We start from the raw sequence: 14455 nt of genomic DNA, 5'->3' as shown, positions 1-14455 counted from the left end.
GAACTTTCTTTCCCTTCAGGTTTCCAACAGGCAGGAACCAGGGACTACAGCCTATTTCAGGATGAGCCCGTTCTCTACCTTTATCCCGGGCGCTTCCAGTTCCTGAAAAAATCCGTTGATGACAGCATACTTTAACCTGCCATCTTTTTCCAGAAAGAAGGTGGGATTCACCCCTACCTGAAGATTCTCTGAAAGCTCAAATTTTTCTCCAACTACCTGAACCGGATAGTTGGTGAAATTATTCTTCGGAAGGTTTTTCACCCTGAAAAAAGCATACCCCTGCGATAAAAGGGAAGCAAAATCAAGATTTTCCAAAGCTTTAATATCTGAAAAAGTTTCAGAATAGATCTTTCCGAATTTTAGCGTGGTACCCGAAACATCCACTGACTCATATCCATAGTTTGTGGAAAGATCTCCCTGATCTGCAATCCGGCTGCGGTAATAAAATTTTTTTCCGTCTCCCGTGGAAACTTCTCCACGATTAATTCCAAGATCAAGCACATATTTTTCTCCTTGCAGTTCATATTCCAGACCTGTAAGCTTTAGATCATATAGCTTACTGTCATTCCACGGAATAGCTTCATATTCAGAAATATCAGCCGATTTATAGCTTTCATCTGAAATAGAAAAAAGCGCCGTAAGTAGGGCAAGAAAATTCAATTTCCTGATCTCCTGTTTTTCCGGATCATTTGGAAAACCACCCGATTCTATCAAGATCGTGCTCGTACCCCATTTCTGAATATTATCCCCAAAAGCCCTTGGCTCAAAATCATCATTATATCTGCCCACTTTCCCGGGCACATATTTTTGAAGTTCGCGGTTCATCCCCACAATTAGTTTCATCGCATCTCCCCTCACCTCATTAACCGATTTCTCAAAATCGTAAGCAGGTGCCAGAAAAGAAATAGTCGCAGGATTTGCAGTGCCTTCTGCATTATAGTACCTGCTCTGATCGTGAAGGTTAAATCCAAAATCGGCATCAAGGCTATCTCTCACTCTTTTCAACGTTTTAGCTTCGGGAGACTGCAGGCGCAGCGCATCCCGGTTCACATCGATTCCAAGAGCATTCCTTCGCTGAAAAACCTCAGCTCCATCAGGATTCAGCATGGGAAGAAAGTGTAATTTCGTATTTTTCAGCAGTGCTTCTTTTTCCTTCTGAAAGGAATCTGAAGCAAGAAAATTGAAGATATCGAAAATAGCCATTGTAGCAGTAGATTCATCGCCGTGCATCTGCGACCACAGGAACACATCTGTATCTCCGGAGCCAATACTAACAAGCGACAAAGCTCTTCCTTCAATAGAAGCCCCCACCTTCTGAACCTTAAAATCAGGATGCTCCTTCCACTTTTCGAGCAGCGGCTGAATATCTTCATGTTTTATCCTTCTTTCACTTAAAGAAAGCTCCCTATAATCCTCATAACTAGCTAATATCTGAGAAAGCACCTCCGAATTCTGAGAAAAAGATGCCCCAGATTTTTCCGGAACCGGCTTGAACTGCAGGTCTTGTGTCGCTGCGCGAACTTTCACCATAAAATCATCTCCCGGATCGGATTTCTGGGTCCGGTAACTCGCATCTTTTTCCAGCCACAGCTCATGACCTTCAAAATTTGTGTATTCATGATGCCCAATCACGTAGTCTATATCGTATTTGGATTTCAAGTAGTTCACAAGCCAGATGTTGGCTTCCAGCTGTTCAGAGGTAAGCGGTGTATCTTTTGTGCCTCCTACATTTTCCACTCCAATGGCAGTATGATTGAGGCCAATCACATGCCTGCCCATTAGTGTTTCGGGCATTAGCCGGTAAATCTTTCCGTCGCGATCCACCAGAAAATGAGTAGAAACATTCAGGTTACCAGCCCCGGAAATTGCGGTACGGGCTCCCGGCAAGATGGGATTTTTAAAGGCTCCAAAAGATCTCTCGAGCGTTGGAATTGCAGTCCAGTGCAGGACCACCATTTTAGGTTCAATTGTTGGCTCTTCCTGCTCCAGTCCGTAACGTTCCTTCATGTATTCCAGGCTAAGCTCTTTCCGCTCTTCATTAAAAACAATGGGCCGGTCAATAATTCTTCCGGTGTTGTTCTTAGCGGTCCCACAGGAAAGAATTAACACAGCACCCAGTATAAATAAAACTTTTCTCATAGAAGTAATAATAAACGAAGCGGTTTTAAAAGCTTTTAATTCGTCATTCTGAATGTATTTCAAAATCCTATTTAATTGATTTCGAGTTCTCATAAGAACCTGAAACGAGTTCAGGTTGACGTAAATCGGGCTTTTAAAACCGCCTCTTCAAAAATTTAAAGGGAGGGATTTATTCATCCCACCAAACCTTTCCGTAAATGCTTTCTTCACCTCCAAACTGCCGTTCCACAGCCTGATTGTAATTTTCCCGGTTATTGAAAGCTTCATTATCGGGATAATTTAACCTGGCAGGAATCTCCACTCCATTGGGTGTTACCAGATCATTTGGATAGCCCGTCCTTCTCCATTCAGACCAGGCTTCATACCCAAACATGTACAAATGCACCCATCGTTGCTCTGCAATCTGCTCTAAAGCTGTATCAGAATTAAATGAAATTTCAGGATTGCTCAGAAATGCAGCTGCACCTTCGCTTGTTCCGGTCCACTGTAAAATGGAATTTTCTACGGCCATGTTGTAATTTTCTTCAGGATCTTCAGAAATCCAGCTCCGCTCAGCCGCTTCTGCAACAGCAAATAGGACCTGGGCATAAGTCACCAGGTGAATGGATGCATCCTGGGCAAAGATTTCAGATCCCAGAAGCGAATAATCTTCCGTCTCAGCACCTTCAATTTCTTCTATTCCGTATGGCATTCCCACAAATTCTCCGGTTGCTCTGGCAGGATTGGCATAAACCGGCAACCTTGGATCATTTACAGGTTGCATTTCTTCTACAAGATTTTCGGTAATTGCCCACCATTCACGGTTTTGATCTACCACCTGATTGTACCAGTAGTTTTGGTTGTTTGCATCGTTTAAATGTTCAAATACAAAATTATCTCCATTAGAAGACATCACCCCGGCATTCCAGGCGAGGTTGAATTCTTCACTCGCTTTTTCGGGAGCAACTTCAGAAAGACGTAAGGCCATCAGCAAACGAATAGTGTTCCCCAATTTTTCCCACTTTTCCATATCACCTCCATAAATAATATCTCCGTCAATATTTCCCGGGACCATCATGCCTGTGGCTTCCTTCAATTCTTCGAAAAGATCATTGTAAATAAATTCCTGAGTATCATAAGCCGGGGTAAAATCTTCCGATCCCTGCAAGGCTTCTGAATAGGGAACATCTCCCCATCTGTCTGTAATATTCCAAAAGTAATAAGCTTTCAATATTTTCGCAACTGCCACCTGATTGGCGACCGGGCCTTCATTAGCATTAAGATCATCTGAAGTGATTACTGTTTCCAAATCCATCAAAGGACCCTGATACCAGCCGTAAAAACTGGTGCTCTCCTGCGGGTAAAGTGACTGACCAACATATTGTGTTTCTGCAAGATACTGAGCCATGAATGCCCCTTTAGGGGAAGCACTTAACCCCGAAAGGGAAAGCTGGGCACTGGCAATTAACTGTGTACCTGATGCCTGATTAGGTAAATTGGGATTAATATTGATTTCATCATCAAAATTGTCACAGCTCCACAAAAAGAAACTACTTAACATTAGGATTATATAACTCTTTTTCATTTTTCCTGATTTTTAAAATGTGATGTTTAGATTCACTCCAATAGATCTCACGGACCTTAACTGACCCGATTCGTACCAGCTGATGGATTGACTTCCTGTAGAAATTTCTGAAGGATCAATCCCTTCCGGCGCTTCCTGCCAGATCATTACAGGGTTGCGGGCAATCAGGGCGACATTCACAGCTTCAAATGGCAACCTCTCCATGAGATTTTGACCAAAGTTGTACCCTAACCGCACTTCCCTCAATTTCACGTAGGAAGCATCAAATAACCATTCCTCATAAATTCTTCTACCCACCACATTTCTATAGTATGAGCGGGCATCTACAAAAGCTGTCACAGGCTCTCCTGTTTCGGCAGAAATTCCTGATACTTCCACACCTCCTCCTTCTTCAAGAGGATCCCGCACATTCATTCCGTTCGAATTTGTTGCCACGGTAACAGGATCCTGGCCGGTTCGTACTGCTAGCATTTTTGAGCGGCTAAAGAATTGTCCGCCTCCCTGGAAATCTATCATTGCGGCTAAACTGAAATTGCCAAAGCGAAAGGTATTCTGGAACCCTCCGTTAAAATCGGGCAAAACACTACCAAAATCATGTGTTGCATCTGTATACAATGGCATATTGTCTGCTCCCAACAGGATTTGTCCTGTAGCTTCATCTCTCTGGTAAGCCTGTCCCACCAGGCTTCCAAATGGTTTGCCTTCATAAGAATTGAGGTAGCTGGTTACGGAAGAATACGTAGTGGAACCATAAGTATATACATCAATATCCGGATGTAACTCCACTACCATACTCTCGTTTCTGTTAATATTAAAAACAGACTCCCAGGAAAAATTATCAGTTTGAACAGGTACTGCATTGACACTAAGTTCAAATCCTTTGTTCTCAATCAAACCAGCATTAATGATGCTGGAGCTATAACCACTGGCACCGGAAACGTCAAGACTAATAATTTGGTTCTCGTTCTTTTGCTCATAATAGGTGAAATCCAGACCTAACCGGCTATTAAAAAATCTAAGATCAAAACCTGCTTCATATGAATGAGCAAATGAAGGTTCAATATCAGGATTATTCAGATTATTCGGTACAGTTAAGGTGTTGGTGCCATCATAAACTGTCCCTACCCCAAAAGCCATAGTAGTTTGGTAAGGACTCAGATCTGATCCTGCCTGAGCATAACTGGCTCGAAGTTTTCCGAAGGAAAGCAGGTCCCAGTCTACGAGCTCACTAAACACAAAACTTCCGGAAATTGAAGGATACCAGTAAGAGTTGTTATCCTCGGGTAAGGTAGATGAATTATCATTTCTTATGGAAGCATCTACAAAATAGGTATCCCTGTATCCCAGTGACAACATTCCAAATCCACTCCGTATTTGTTTTCGCAACAGGTAGTTGGTAACCTCGGGACGGTCTATAGAAGCCTCTATATTATAATATCCCGGAGTAGAAAGTCCTCCTACAGTAGATTGGTATAAATAAGAATATCGCCTGTCAAAGATATTTCCTCCTAAGGTTGCATTTACTGAAATGTCTCCAAAAGTTCTATCATAAACCGCTAAAAACTCATAGTTCATTTCCCTGTTTTGATATTTCCCTATAGAAAATCCCGGAAGTCCTGTTCCACCGAAAGCTGATCTGGATTCAATATTCTGTGTATACATATCTGAACGCACAAAGGCACGAAGTTCCAGTGACGGCAACACGTTATAGGTCAATCCGATATTTCCGAAAAAGCGATCCCTTCTGTCATTACTGGTATTTTCATAGGCTTCGAAAAAAGGATTGTTCCAGTAAAGCGGATCAAAATTGGTGATTTCCCCTGTTTCGGAACTTGGGCTGCGAAGATTCCAGTGCTGAAATGTCCCATCATCATATTGGTAATTTCGTAATCTATTCATATCGATATTCCGCTGAAACCACTGAACCAGATACCCTGCACCCGATTCTGAACCTTGAGAAGGTCGTTGTGCATCATTCGTTGCATAGTTGATGTTACTGGAAACCGTCAGGTTATCAGTAAGGTCAAGACTGGCATCCAGGCCTACATTGTTCCGGTTTAGATAGGTATTTGGCTCTACCCCTTCTATTCTTGTATCGTTGATACTTAAACGGTAAGCCGTATTCTCATTTCCTCCGGAAACTGTTACTCCGTTGTTCAGGTTATACCCGGTTTCATAGTAATCTTCAATATTATCTGGCTGCGGACTAAAAGGTGCCAATTCACCATACCCAGGATCCTGCGGATAAAAACTCCAGGCATGTCTTACAGGCGTACCATCCATTCTTGGACCCCAGCTTTCATCCACTCCCATTGCTACATAGGGATCTCCATTTGGAAGCGTGCTGAATTCCTGGCTGGAACCACCACCATACATATTTTGAAGAGGCATAAAATTGGCAGCTCTTTCAATGGTAAAAGAAGAATTTAGTTGCACATTTATATCCTTCATTCCTTTTTGACCACTTTTGGTTGTAATCATAATTACTCCATATTGCCCCCGAATACCATATAAAGCCGATGCGGCTGGCCCTTTTAATACATTCACCGACTCAATGTCATTAGGATTCACATCCTGCCCCAGGTTTCCAAAATCGGCCCCGGCACTTTCAGAAAAATTGGCATTTGAAATAGGAGTTCCGTCTACAACAATTAAAGGTTGATCACCTCCACTGATGGAATTCACCCCTCTAATTTTAATTTTCTGAGTACCCCCCATACTTGCTCCAGAAGCCCCTGTCACCTGTACACCGGCAATCCTCCCTGATAGAGAACCCAGTACATTCTGTTCATTGGTAAGGTTCAGGTTTTCTCCCTCTACTTCCTGCGTGGCGTACCCCAGAGATTTCTTCTCCCTTGAAATACCCAATGCGGTCACCACAACCTCATCCAGGTTCTGAAGGTTCATTTCAAGACGAACGTCTATTACATTCTGATCTCCTACTGTTCTTTCGACAGTCTGAAAACCTACAGATGAAAACACCAATACATCTCCACTCTCTACCGCAATGGAATAGTTTCCATCCATATCGGTTATTGTTCCCCGGTTTGAATCCTGAATAAGTACATTCACCCCTGGCAAAGGCATTCCGTCACGGGCAACCAATACTGTTCCCGTCACTGTCTTCTCCTGTGCAAATACGTTTGAAATTTGAAAAACAATTAGAAAGAAGAAGATTAATGAAGTTTTGTTTCTCATCAGCTTTTTTGTTAAAAATTATTAAATAAACCATAAATATAAATAAATTTATAGCAGCTAATCTAAAAATTCTGCTGTTCATCTGGACAAATAACTTATTCTCAACATCTCAGCTTAAAAATTAACCGAATCCTAAAAACCCTCCCTGATAATTTTGAAAATACAAAACTTCCTTTCTTCCAGACAACCTCTTCATTTCTCTATCATAGCATGTACGCTGCTATTTCTGACATCCTGTGCCTCCAGGAAAAATATTACTAATGAAATAACTACCCGCTTTGACACTTCGGAAGCATTCCGGCAGGGGTTCTCGGGGTTAATGGTGTATGACCCGGCATCGCAGGAGGTACTGTATGAACATAATTCTGAAAAATATTTTACTCCGGCGTCTAATACGAAATTGCTCACCTTTTATACCGGACTAAAAATCCTGGGAGATTCTGTACCCGGACTCCAATATGCTGTGCAAAATGATTCCCTCATTTTCCGCGGAACGGGAGATCCCTCTTTTTTACATGAAGAATTTCCCTATTCACAGGTTTTCCAGTTTTTAAAGGATCGGGAGGAAAAATTGTTTTTTGCGGCTCCAGATTTTACCGAAGACCATTTTGGCCCGGGCTGGGCTTGGGGAGATTACAACTGGTATTATTCTGTAGAAAGAGGTGCCTTTCCAATGTATGGGAATTATGTGAATTTCACTTTTACACCGGAAGATTCCGTTCCTCTGGTATATCCCGGCTACTTTCAGGAGAAGATAGAGTTTGCAAAGGATCTTAAGACAAAACGTTCGGGAGCTACACGAAATCTTTCTGAAAATATTTTTGTTCTGAAACATAATCCTGGAAACCCCCAACGAGAACAATCGGTACCTTTTAAGTATTCTTCAGAAATAATTGTAGCACTGCTGAATGATACGCTGCCAAAAAATGTGCAATTGATTGAAGAAATTCCTTCTTCCTTTAAGGATTTTAAAACTCTGTACAGCATCCCTGCAGATAGTCTGTACAGGAGAATGCTTCAGGTAAGCGATAACTTTATCGCTGAACAGATCCTGTTACTGAGTGCGAATGAGATTTCTGACACTCTCAAATCTTCCATAGCCATAGATCACATAAAATCTGAATATTTTCAGGATCTGCCAGATGAAATTCAATGGGTGGACGGTTCAGGCTTATCAAGATACAATCTTTTCACCCCAAGAAGCGTAGTAAAAATCCTGGAAAAAATACAACAGGAAGTACCACAACCACGTTTATTCAGTCTAATGGCCGCAGGCGGCGAATCGGGCACCATTAAAAATCTGTATAAAGGAGAAGAAGAACCTTATATTTATGCAAAAACAGGAACGCTGAACAATAATCACAGCCTTAGCGGCTTTCTTAAAACACAGTCGGGAAGGGTGTTGATTTTCAGCTTTATGAACAGCAATTATACAGTTCCCACTTCGATGATCAAAGAAGAAATGGAACATATTCTAAAAGAAATCTACCTGAAATATTAATTAACAGGGAAAAGAAAATATACTATGGAAAGAAGAAAATTTCTTAAAAATATGGGTTTAGGAAGCATCATACTTCCTTTTGCACCAGCTTTAACGGGCTTTGAAAAAGATATTTTTAGCAACAATAATTCCGCAGTGCTTCCAAAAGCTTTAAAACCAGGAGATACCATTGGAATAGTAAGCCCTTCGAGTGCAATTTTTGAAACCGAACCTTATGAAATTGCAGTAGAATCTATGGAAGCCATGGGTCTGAAAGTAAAATTAGGGGCACATGTAAAAAACAGGTATGGTCATTTAGCAGGGTTGGATGAAGAAAGAGCTCAGGAATTTAATGACATGTTCAGGGATCCTTCCGTGAATGCTGTAATTGCACTTAGAGGAGGATCGGGTGCTGCGAGAATTATCGATAAGCTGGATTATGAGGCCATTGCAGCTAATCCTAAAATTTTTATTGGATACAGCGATATCACCGCACTGCATATGGCTATTTATGAAAAGACAGGCCTGATAACTTTTCACGGACCCTTAGCGACCTCCACCTGGAATGGCTTTGCCGTAGACCATTTTAAACGACTGCTTTTTGATAAGGAAGCTCTTTTCTTGCAAAATCCTTCTGAAAAAGGGGGACTCTTAACTCAGGTGAAAAACCGTACAAGAACAATGACCCCGGGCACAGCAACAGGAAACCTCCTTGGCGGAAATCTTTCTGTTCTCACCGGAATTATGGGTTCTGAATATTTCCCTTCAGACTGGAACAACAAGATCCTGTACCTTGAAGATGTAGGAGAAGCAATTTATGCCGTAGACCGAATGATGTCACAGCTCCAGCTGGGAGGGGTACTGGATAGTATTAGCGGTTTCGTTTTCGGAAAATGTACCAACTGTGACCCTGGAAATGGTTATGGCTCCCTTACCCTGGAAGAGGTGCTGGACCATTACATAAAGCCCCTTGGAATTCCGGCTTTTTCGGGAACCATGATAGGTCACATAAATGATAATTTCACCATTCCAAACGGAATAGAAGCCGAAATAAATGCCGAAAAGGGCACCATCAGGCTCAAAAGTCCTGCTGTCACCTAGAATTTATCAGGATCTTTTTCGTTTGTAAAATATTTATTGGTTGAGGTTTATGGTTTTTAAGGATTTTCAGAAGTAAATAATACCAAATCCGTGAAACTTCTTCCATTCAGTTCATTATTTTTACCTTCCATTAATTTCAGAAAATTTTAAAATCCATATAATTTCTTTTCACGTTATGAAAAAAGCATCCTTTTTAATTCTCATTGCACTGCTGTGCTTTACCTCATGTGACAAAGACGAAGACCCTCACCTAATAGACAAGGACCGGGTAGGACTTTTAAAGAAAAGTACACGCGTTTATGAGCTGGATTCGATTTTTGCCAATGATTCAGTGGTAAGACAAATGAGTGAAGGAGATTTGTTCAGGAACAGTAATGAAATAAAGATCTACGACCAAAGCGGAAAACAGTTGCTGCTTCTTGAGCCGGTACAGGCTTTTGATACTACCAGTACTATTGGGTACATCCAGGTCATGGATCCCAGGTTTGAAACAGCCAAAGGCCTAAGTACTGCCAGCACCTTTAAAGACATTGTAGAAAATTACAACATATCCAGAATTGAAAACACGTTATCTGCTGCGGTGATTTTTATTGACGACATCAATACCTATATAACAATTAGTAAAAAGGAGCTCCCCGCAGAACTTCGTTACGACACCCAAACCCGCATCCAGGCTTCCCAAATTCCCGATGAAGCGAAGATCAAGTATTTCATGATTGGTTGGGATTGATCTTAAATAATTTTTGAAAAACAACATTTCCATGTCTTCTGAAAATCTTACCAGACTCAACAAATATTTAAGCGAAGCAGGTTATTGCTCCCGCCGGAAAGCCGATGAACTGATTGACCAGGGAAGAGTAACCATTAACGGAACTGTTCCTGAAATGGGAACCAAAGTATCTCCTGAAGATGTTGTACGTGTAGATGATGTTGTCATAGATTCCAGGAAAAAAAAGAATGTTTACCTGGCTTTCAATAAGCCTGTGGGAATTGTTTGCACCACCAATCCCGAGGAAAAGAAAAATATTGTGGATTACATCAATTTTCCCACGCGCATTTTTCCTGTAGGCCGCCTAGATAAACCTAGCGAGGGCCTTATCATCATGACCGATGACGGAGATATTGTGAACAAAATTTTACGGGCCCGCAACAATCACGAAAAGGAATATATTGTAACAGTAAACAGGTTGATCAACACCGATTTTATTGAACGTATGGGCAATGGAATACCTATTCTGGATACGGTAACAAAAAAATGTGAAGTAGAACAGCTTAGCAAATATTCCTTCAGGATCATACTAACCCAGGGACTTAACCGGCAAATAAGGCGGATGTGTGAATATCTCGGATATGAAGTAGTAAAGCTGAAGCGCATAAGGATCATGAATATCAAACTGGATGTTCCGGTAGGGAAATATCGCGATATCACTCCGGAAGAGCTGGAAACCCTTGACAAATTAACCGGGGATTCAACCAAAACCGAAGAAGCCTCTCTTCCACCGAAGGAAAAAAAGCATTCACAAACCAGCAGCGACAGGAATCAGAAATTCGTGGAAAACCGAAAAAAACGGAAGCCCTCCAGTGGTAACCAGCGTTCGGGAAACAGAAACAGAGGCTCAAAATCTTAACAGAGCATTAGGGTTAATTTGCGCTAGTTCTTCCTATTTTTAAAAGAAAAAATGGGAACTAACAGCAACAAAATCAAAAACGAAGACCAATACGAAGCACTTCGGGATAAAGGTGCCAGTAAAGAAAAAGCCGCAAGGATTGCCAATACATCAAACTCTGGCAAGAAAGGTGGCAAAGCTGATACCTACGAAGAAAGAAGTAAAGACGACCTTTACAAAAAAGCAAAGGAAGTTGGTATTGAAGGACGTTCCAATATGAGTAAGGATGAACTTATCAATGCCTTAAGAAATCACTAATAAATTATATGCAACACGTAGTACGACCATTTCATTTAGCCGTTCCAGTAGACAACCTTGAAGCGGCAAGAAAATTTTACCGCGATACCTTGAACTGTGAAGAAGGCAGAAGCAGCGATCATTGGGTAGATTTTAATTTTTTCGGACATCAGTTTGTAATTCATTACAAAGAGAATTCAGGTACAGATTCTGTTAAAGGCAGTAATCCTGTAGACGGAAAAGAGGTTCCTGTTCCACATTTTGGGGTAGTTCTCGAATGGGATACCTTTCATCAATTTGCTGAAGATCTAAAGAAGAAAAAGATCAATTTTGTGATCGAGCCTTATATACGTTTTGGAGGAAAAGTAGGAGAACAGGCGACGATGTTCTTCAAAGATCCTTGTGGAAATGCTCTTGAATTCAAGGCTTTTAAAGACGAAAGCCAGTTATTTGCCAAATAGTCTTAATTAAAGATCTTTCATGGATAAACTAAAACCTTCCCTGGTACGACAGTTGTTCGTGCTGTTACTCATACTATTTCTACTGGTTTTAATTTTCCGTGAGATAATTCCTTACCTCACCGGAGTCTTAGGAGCAATAACTTTACATGTCATCCTGCGAAAATGGATGGACCGCCTGGTGAACAAAGGATGGAAGGAATCCATTGCAGCAGGTTTTCTCATCTTTCTTTCTTTTATAGGAATACTGGTTCCTATATCTCTAACGATCTTAATGCTCTCCTCAAAAATCGGGAAGGCAGTGGCAAACTCAGAAAGAGTGGTGGCTGCCATAAAAACCCAGGTTCGGGAAGCAGAAGCCTATATAGGCTACGATCTCAACAACACCATTGATTCTTCCCGAGTGACCAACTGGATCTCCAGCAATCTCCAGGATCTGGGTGTGGGTACTTTCAATGCATTTATTGCTATTGGGATCATGTATTTCATGTTGTACTATATGCTGATTAACCGCAACAAATTAAAATGGATCCTCATTTCTTATATTCCTATTGGGGAAGAAAACCTGCAGATCATTGGGCACGAAGGTGATGAATCTGTAAAATCCAACGCTCTTGGAATCCCTTTAGTTGCTTTTTTCCAGGGGGTTATTGCCCTGGTAGGATATTTAATTGTTGGAGTTCCCGATCCCTTCTTCTGGTTTGTCATTACCGCCATTGGTGCAATGGTACCATTTGTAGGAACCACCCTTGGTATATTACCAGTGGCTATTCTGCTTTTTTCAATGGATATGGACTGGCAGGCTATCTTTATTTTGATCTACGGAGTAACCATTGTAGGCTTAACCGATAACATTTTAAGGTTATACATCCTGCAAAAATTATCAAGTGTACACCCTCTCATAACGCTTTTTGGGGTCGTAGTGGGAGTACCCTTATTCGGATTTATCGGACTTATTTTTGGTCCGCTGCTTATCTCCTTATTTTTACTTATCTTAAAGATATACAAGCATGAATACGGAAATGAACAGGACCGACTTTAATTATTAACTAAAAAAAACAAGAAATGCTGAAGAATGTGAAAAAGAAAATCAATGATGAATATGTAAACAGCGAGATCTCCAAAATTGATGAAGGAGACCTTGATCTTGTCATGGATAACTCCAAAGAGATCAATCAAAAGATCTCTAACGCAGGTTCCCTGAAGAAATTTACGGAACTGGGAAAACTTATGTTTGGTTTACTGAGTGATTTCAGAAAGGGAGATTATACTAAAATACCCTGGTTTTCTGTAGCCGCTATAGGAATGGCGCTTTTATATGTTTTTAATCCGTTAGACATCGTCCCGGATTTTTTACCAGGAGTAGGCTATGTAGATGATTTCTTAATTCTCACCGTAGTCCTGCGTTTTATTGAAACAGATCTGCATGAATACCTGGACTGGAAAATTGCAAAGAAAGAAGCTTAAACAGCATACCTTAAAACTGAAAAAGCAGGTTTGAACATTCAAGCCTGCTTTTTTTGTATATGGTTAATTTACCTGTTGCCTCGGTGGTTTTCCCTTGCCAGAAGGGTATTCTTAAGAAGCATTGCAATAGTCATGGGCCCTACTCCACCGGGAACCGGTGTAATATAAGACACCTTCTTGCTCACATTCTCAAAATCCACATCTCCGGAAATATAATATCCTCTTTCCTCAGATTCATCCGGAACTCTTGTGATACCAACATCAATGATCACGGCATCATCCTTCACCATTTCGGCTTTCAGGAAATTCGGAATTCCGACGGCTATAATTATAATGTCTGCCTGGGAGGTGATCTGAGTAATATTTTTGGTAAACTCGTGGGTTAATGTAACCGTAGAATTTCCTGGGAACCCCTGGCGTCCCATCAGGATGCTCATTGGCCGCCCTACGATATAGCTTCTTCCAATCACCACGGTATGCTTTCCTTTTGTCGGGATATTATAACGCTCCAGCAATTCCAAAATTCCAAATGGTGTGGCCGGAATAAAAGATGTCATATCCAGTGACATTTTTCCAAAGTTGGTAGGGTGAAATCCGTCTACATCTTTGTTGGGATCTACCGCTAAAAGCACCTTTTGAGTATCGATTTGCGGAGGCAGTGGCAACTGAACAATGAATCCGTCGATGTCGTCATTGTTGTTCAGTTCGTCAATTTTTTTCAGGAGTTCAAGCTCACTGGTAGTGGAAGACATTCGGTACAAAGAAGATTCGAAGCCTACTCTTTCACAGGCCTTCACTTTACTGGAAACATACGTAAGGCTGGCGCCGTCACTTCCTACAATTATTGCCGCTAAATGGGGAACTTTCTCCCCACGGCTTTTCATTTTTTTTACTTCTAAGGCTATTTCATCCTTAATCTCGTTACTTAGTTTTTTACCGTCGAGGATTGTCATTTCAGTGAGCAGTTTATTAGTTGGCAGCTGGCAGTCCTTCTAAACTCCAAACTTACCCGGATTATTGATCATATAGTTGAGAAGCTTTCCTGCTTCTTCACTTTGATGCTGTAAATTTAGTTGTTCTTTTTCTGAAATTTAATTACACGCCAGGGCAAAATCCAGCCATAGTTGAGTTTCAAAATTTTCTC

General features: G+C 41.2%; 12 protein-coding genes. 8 read left to right on the top strand and 4 right to left on the bottom strand.

All coding sequences use genetic code 11. The features are described from left to right. Positions 1–51: 51 nt before the first annotated feature. From IE056_RS18700 to IE056_RS11975, 3 genes are all read right to left on the bottom strand, one after another. The gene (locus tag IE056_RS18700; protein ID WP_308427635.1) at positions 52–2202 is read right to left on the bottom strand and encodes an N-acetylmuramoyl-L-alanine amidase; all 2151 of its coding nucleotides are present in this window, start codon (positions 2200–2202) and stop codon (positions 52–54) included. 106 nt (positions 2203–2308) lie between these two features. Further along, complete coding sequence (locus IE056_RS11980) at positions 2309–3703, bottom strand: SusD/RagB family nutrient-binding outer membrane lipoprotein (RefSeq protein ID WP_189604948.1); 1395 nt, start codon at positions 3701–3703, stop codon at positions 2309–2311. A 12-nt stretch (positions 3704–3715) separates the two neighbouring features. After that, positions 3716–6901 carry a SusC/RagA family TonB-linked outer membrane protein gene (locus IE056_RS11975; protein WP_189604947.1) on the bottom strand — a complete coding sequence of 1062 codons (3186 nt, stop codon included), beginning with the start codon at positions 6899–6901 and terminating at the stop codon, positions 3716–3718. Positions 6902–7055: 154 nt separating this feature from the next. Between IE056_RS11975 and IE056_RS11970 the strand changes: the two genes are divergently transcribed. The 8 genes from IE056_RS11970 to IE056_RS11935 all read left to right on the top strand — a co-directional run bounded on the left by IE056_RS11970 (position 7056) and on the right by IE056_RS11935 (position 13311). Then, the gene (locus IE056_RS11970) at positions 7056–8402 is read left to right on the top strand and encodes a D-alanyl-D-alanine carboxypeptidase/D-alanyl-D-alanine-endopeptidase (RefSeq protein WP_229793744.1); all 1347 of its coding nucleotides are present in this window, start codon (positions 7056–7058) and stop codon (positions 8400–8402) included. A 24-nt stretch (positions 8403–8426) separates the two neighbouring features. After that, positions 8427–9482: a S66 peptidase family protein gene (locus IE056_RS11965; protein ID WP_189604946.1), complete on the top strand. Its 1056-nt coding sequence runs from the start codon at positions 8427–8429 to the stop codon at positions 9480–9482. A 175-nt stretch (positions 9483–9657) separates the two neighbouring features. Beyond that, positions 9658–10212, top strand: a complete 555-nt coding sequence (locus tag IE056_RS11960) for a hypothetical protein (RefSeq protein ID WP_189604945.1) — start codon at positions 9658–9660, stop codon at positions 10210–10212. Positions 10213–10243: 31 nt separating this feature from the next. Further along, entirely contained in the window at positions 10244–11110 is an 867-nt protein-coding gene (gene rluF / locus IE056_RS11955; protein ID WP_189604966.1) for a 23S rRNA pseudouridine(2604) synthase RluF, read from the top strand. A 51-nt stretch (positions 11111–11161) separates the two neighbouring features. Beyond that, positions 11162–11407: a DUF7218 family protein gene (locus IE056_RS11950; RefSeq protein ID WP_189604944.1), complete on the top strand. Its 246-nt coding sequence runs from the start codon at positions 11162–11164 to the stop codon at positions 11405–11407. A gap of 8 nt (positions 11408–11415) precedes the next feature. Beyond that, entirely contained in the window at positions 11416–11847 is a 432-nt protein-coding gene (locus IE056_RS11945; RefSeq protein ID WP_189604943.1) for a VOC family protein, read from the top strand. A 19-nt stretch (positions 11848–11866) separates the two neighbouring features. After that, positions 11867–12886 (top strand): AI-2E family transporter, encoded by a 1020-nt coding sequence (locus tag IE056_RS11940; RefSeq protein WP_189604942.1) that lies wholly within the window; start codon positions 11867–11869, stop codon positions 12884–12886. Between the two features lie 23 nt (positions 12887–12909). Beyond that, positions 12910–13311 (top strand): YkvA family protein, encoded by a 402-nt coding sequence (locus IE056_RS11935; protein WP_189604941.1) that lies wholly within the window; start codon positions 12910–12912, stop codon positions 13309–13311. 68 nt (positions 13312–13379) lie between these two features. On the opposite strand, the gene IE056_RS11930 is transcribed toward IE056_RS11935, so the two are convergent. After that, the gene (locus IE056_RS11930) at positions 13380–14264 is read right to left on the bottom strand and encodes a bifunctional 5,10-methylenetetrahydrofolate dehydrogenase/5,10-methenyltetrahydrofolate cyclohydrolase (protein ID WP_189604940.1); all 885 of its coding nucleotides are present in this window, start codon (positions 14262–14264) and stop codon (positions 13380–13382) included. Between the last annotated feature and the right edge of the window lie 191 nt (positions 14265–14455).

Source organism: Salinimicrobium marinum, from assembly GCF_014651535.1.
In the GTDB taxonomy this organism is placed as follows: Bacteria; Bacteroidota; Bacteroidia; order Flavobacteriales; family Flavobacteriaceae; genus Salinimicrobium; species Salinimicrobium marinum.
This window is presented reverse-complemented; position numbering and strand designations above follow the sequence as displayed.

What these genes read in the sequence shown, in the direction of transcription:
- IE056_RS11980 (WP_189604948.1), bottom strand. Translation starts at nt 3,703, where the DNA reads ATGAAAAAGAGTTATATAATCCTAATGTTAAGTAGTTTCTTTTTGTGG.
- IE056_RS11975 (WP_189604947.1), bottom strand. Translation starts at nt 6,901, where the DNA reads ATGAGAAACAAAACTTCATTAATCTTCTTCTTTCTAATTGTTTTTCAA.
- IE056_RS11965 (WP_189604946.1), top strand. Translation starts at nt 8,427, where the DNA reads ATGGAAAGAAGAAAATTTCTTAAAAATATGGGTTTAGGAAGCATCATA.
- IE056_RS11960 (WP_189604945.1), top strand. Translation starts at nt 9,658, where the DNA reads ATGAAAAAAGCATCCTTTTTAATTCTCATTGCACTGCTGTGCTTTACC.
- rluF (WP_189604966.1), top strand. Translation starts at nt 10,244, where the DNA reads ATGTCTTCTGAAAATCTTACCAGACTCAACAAATATTTAAGCGAAGCA.
- IE056_RS11950 (WP_189604944.1), top strand. Translation starts at nt 11,162, where the DNA reads ATGGGAACTAACAGCAACAAAATCAAAAACGAAGACCAATACGAAGCA.
- IE056_RS11945 (WP_189604943.1), top strand. Translation starts at nt 11,416, where the DNA reads ATGCAACACGTAGTACGACCATTTCATTTAGCCGTTCCAGTAGACAAC.
- IE056_RS11940 (WP_189604942.1), top strand. Translation starts at nt 11,867, where the DNA reads ATGGATAAACTAAAACCTTCCCTGGTACGACAGTTGTTCGTGCTGTTA.
- IE056_RS11935 (WP_189604941.1), top strand. Translation starts at nt 12,910, where the DNA reads ATGCTGAAGAATGTGAAAAAGAAAATCAATGATGAATATGTAAACAGC.
- IE056_RS11930 (WP_189604940.1), bottom strand. Translation starts at nt 14,264, where the DNA reads ATGACAATCCTCGACGGTAAAAAACTAAGTAACGAGATTAAGGATGAA.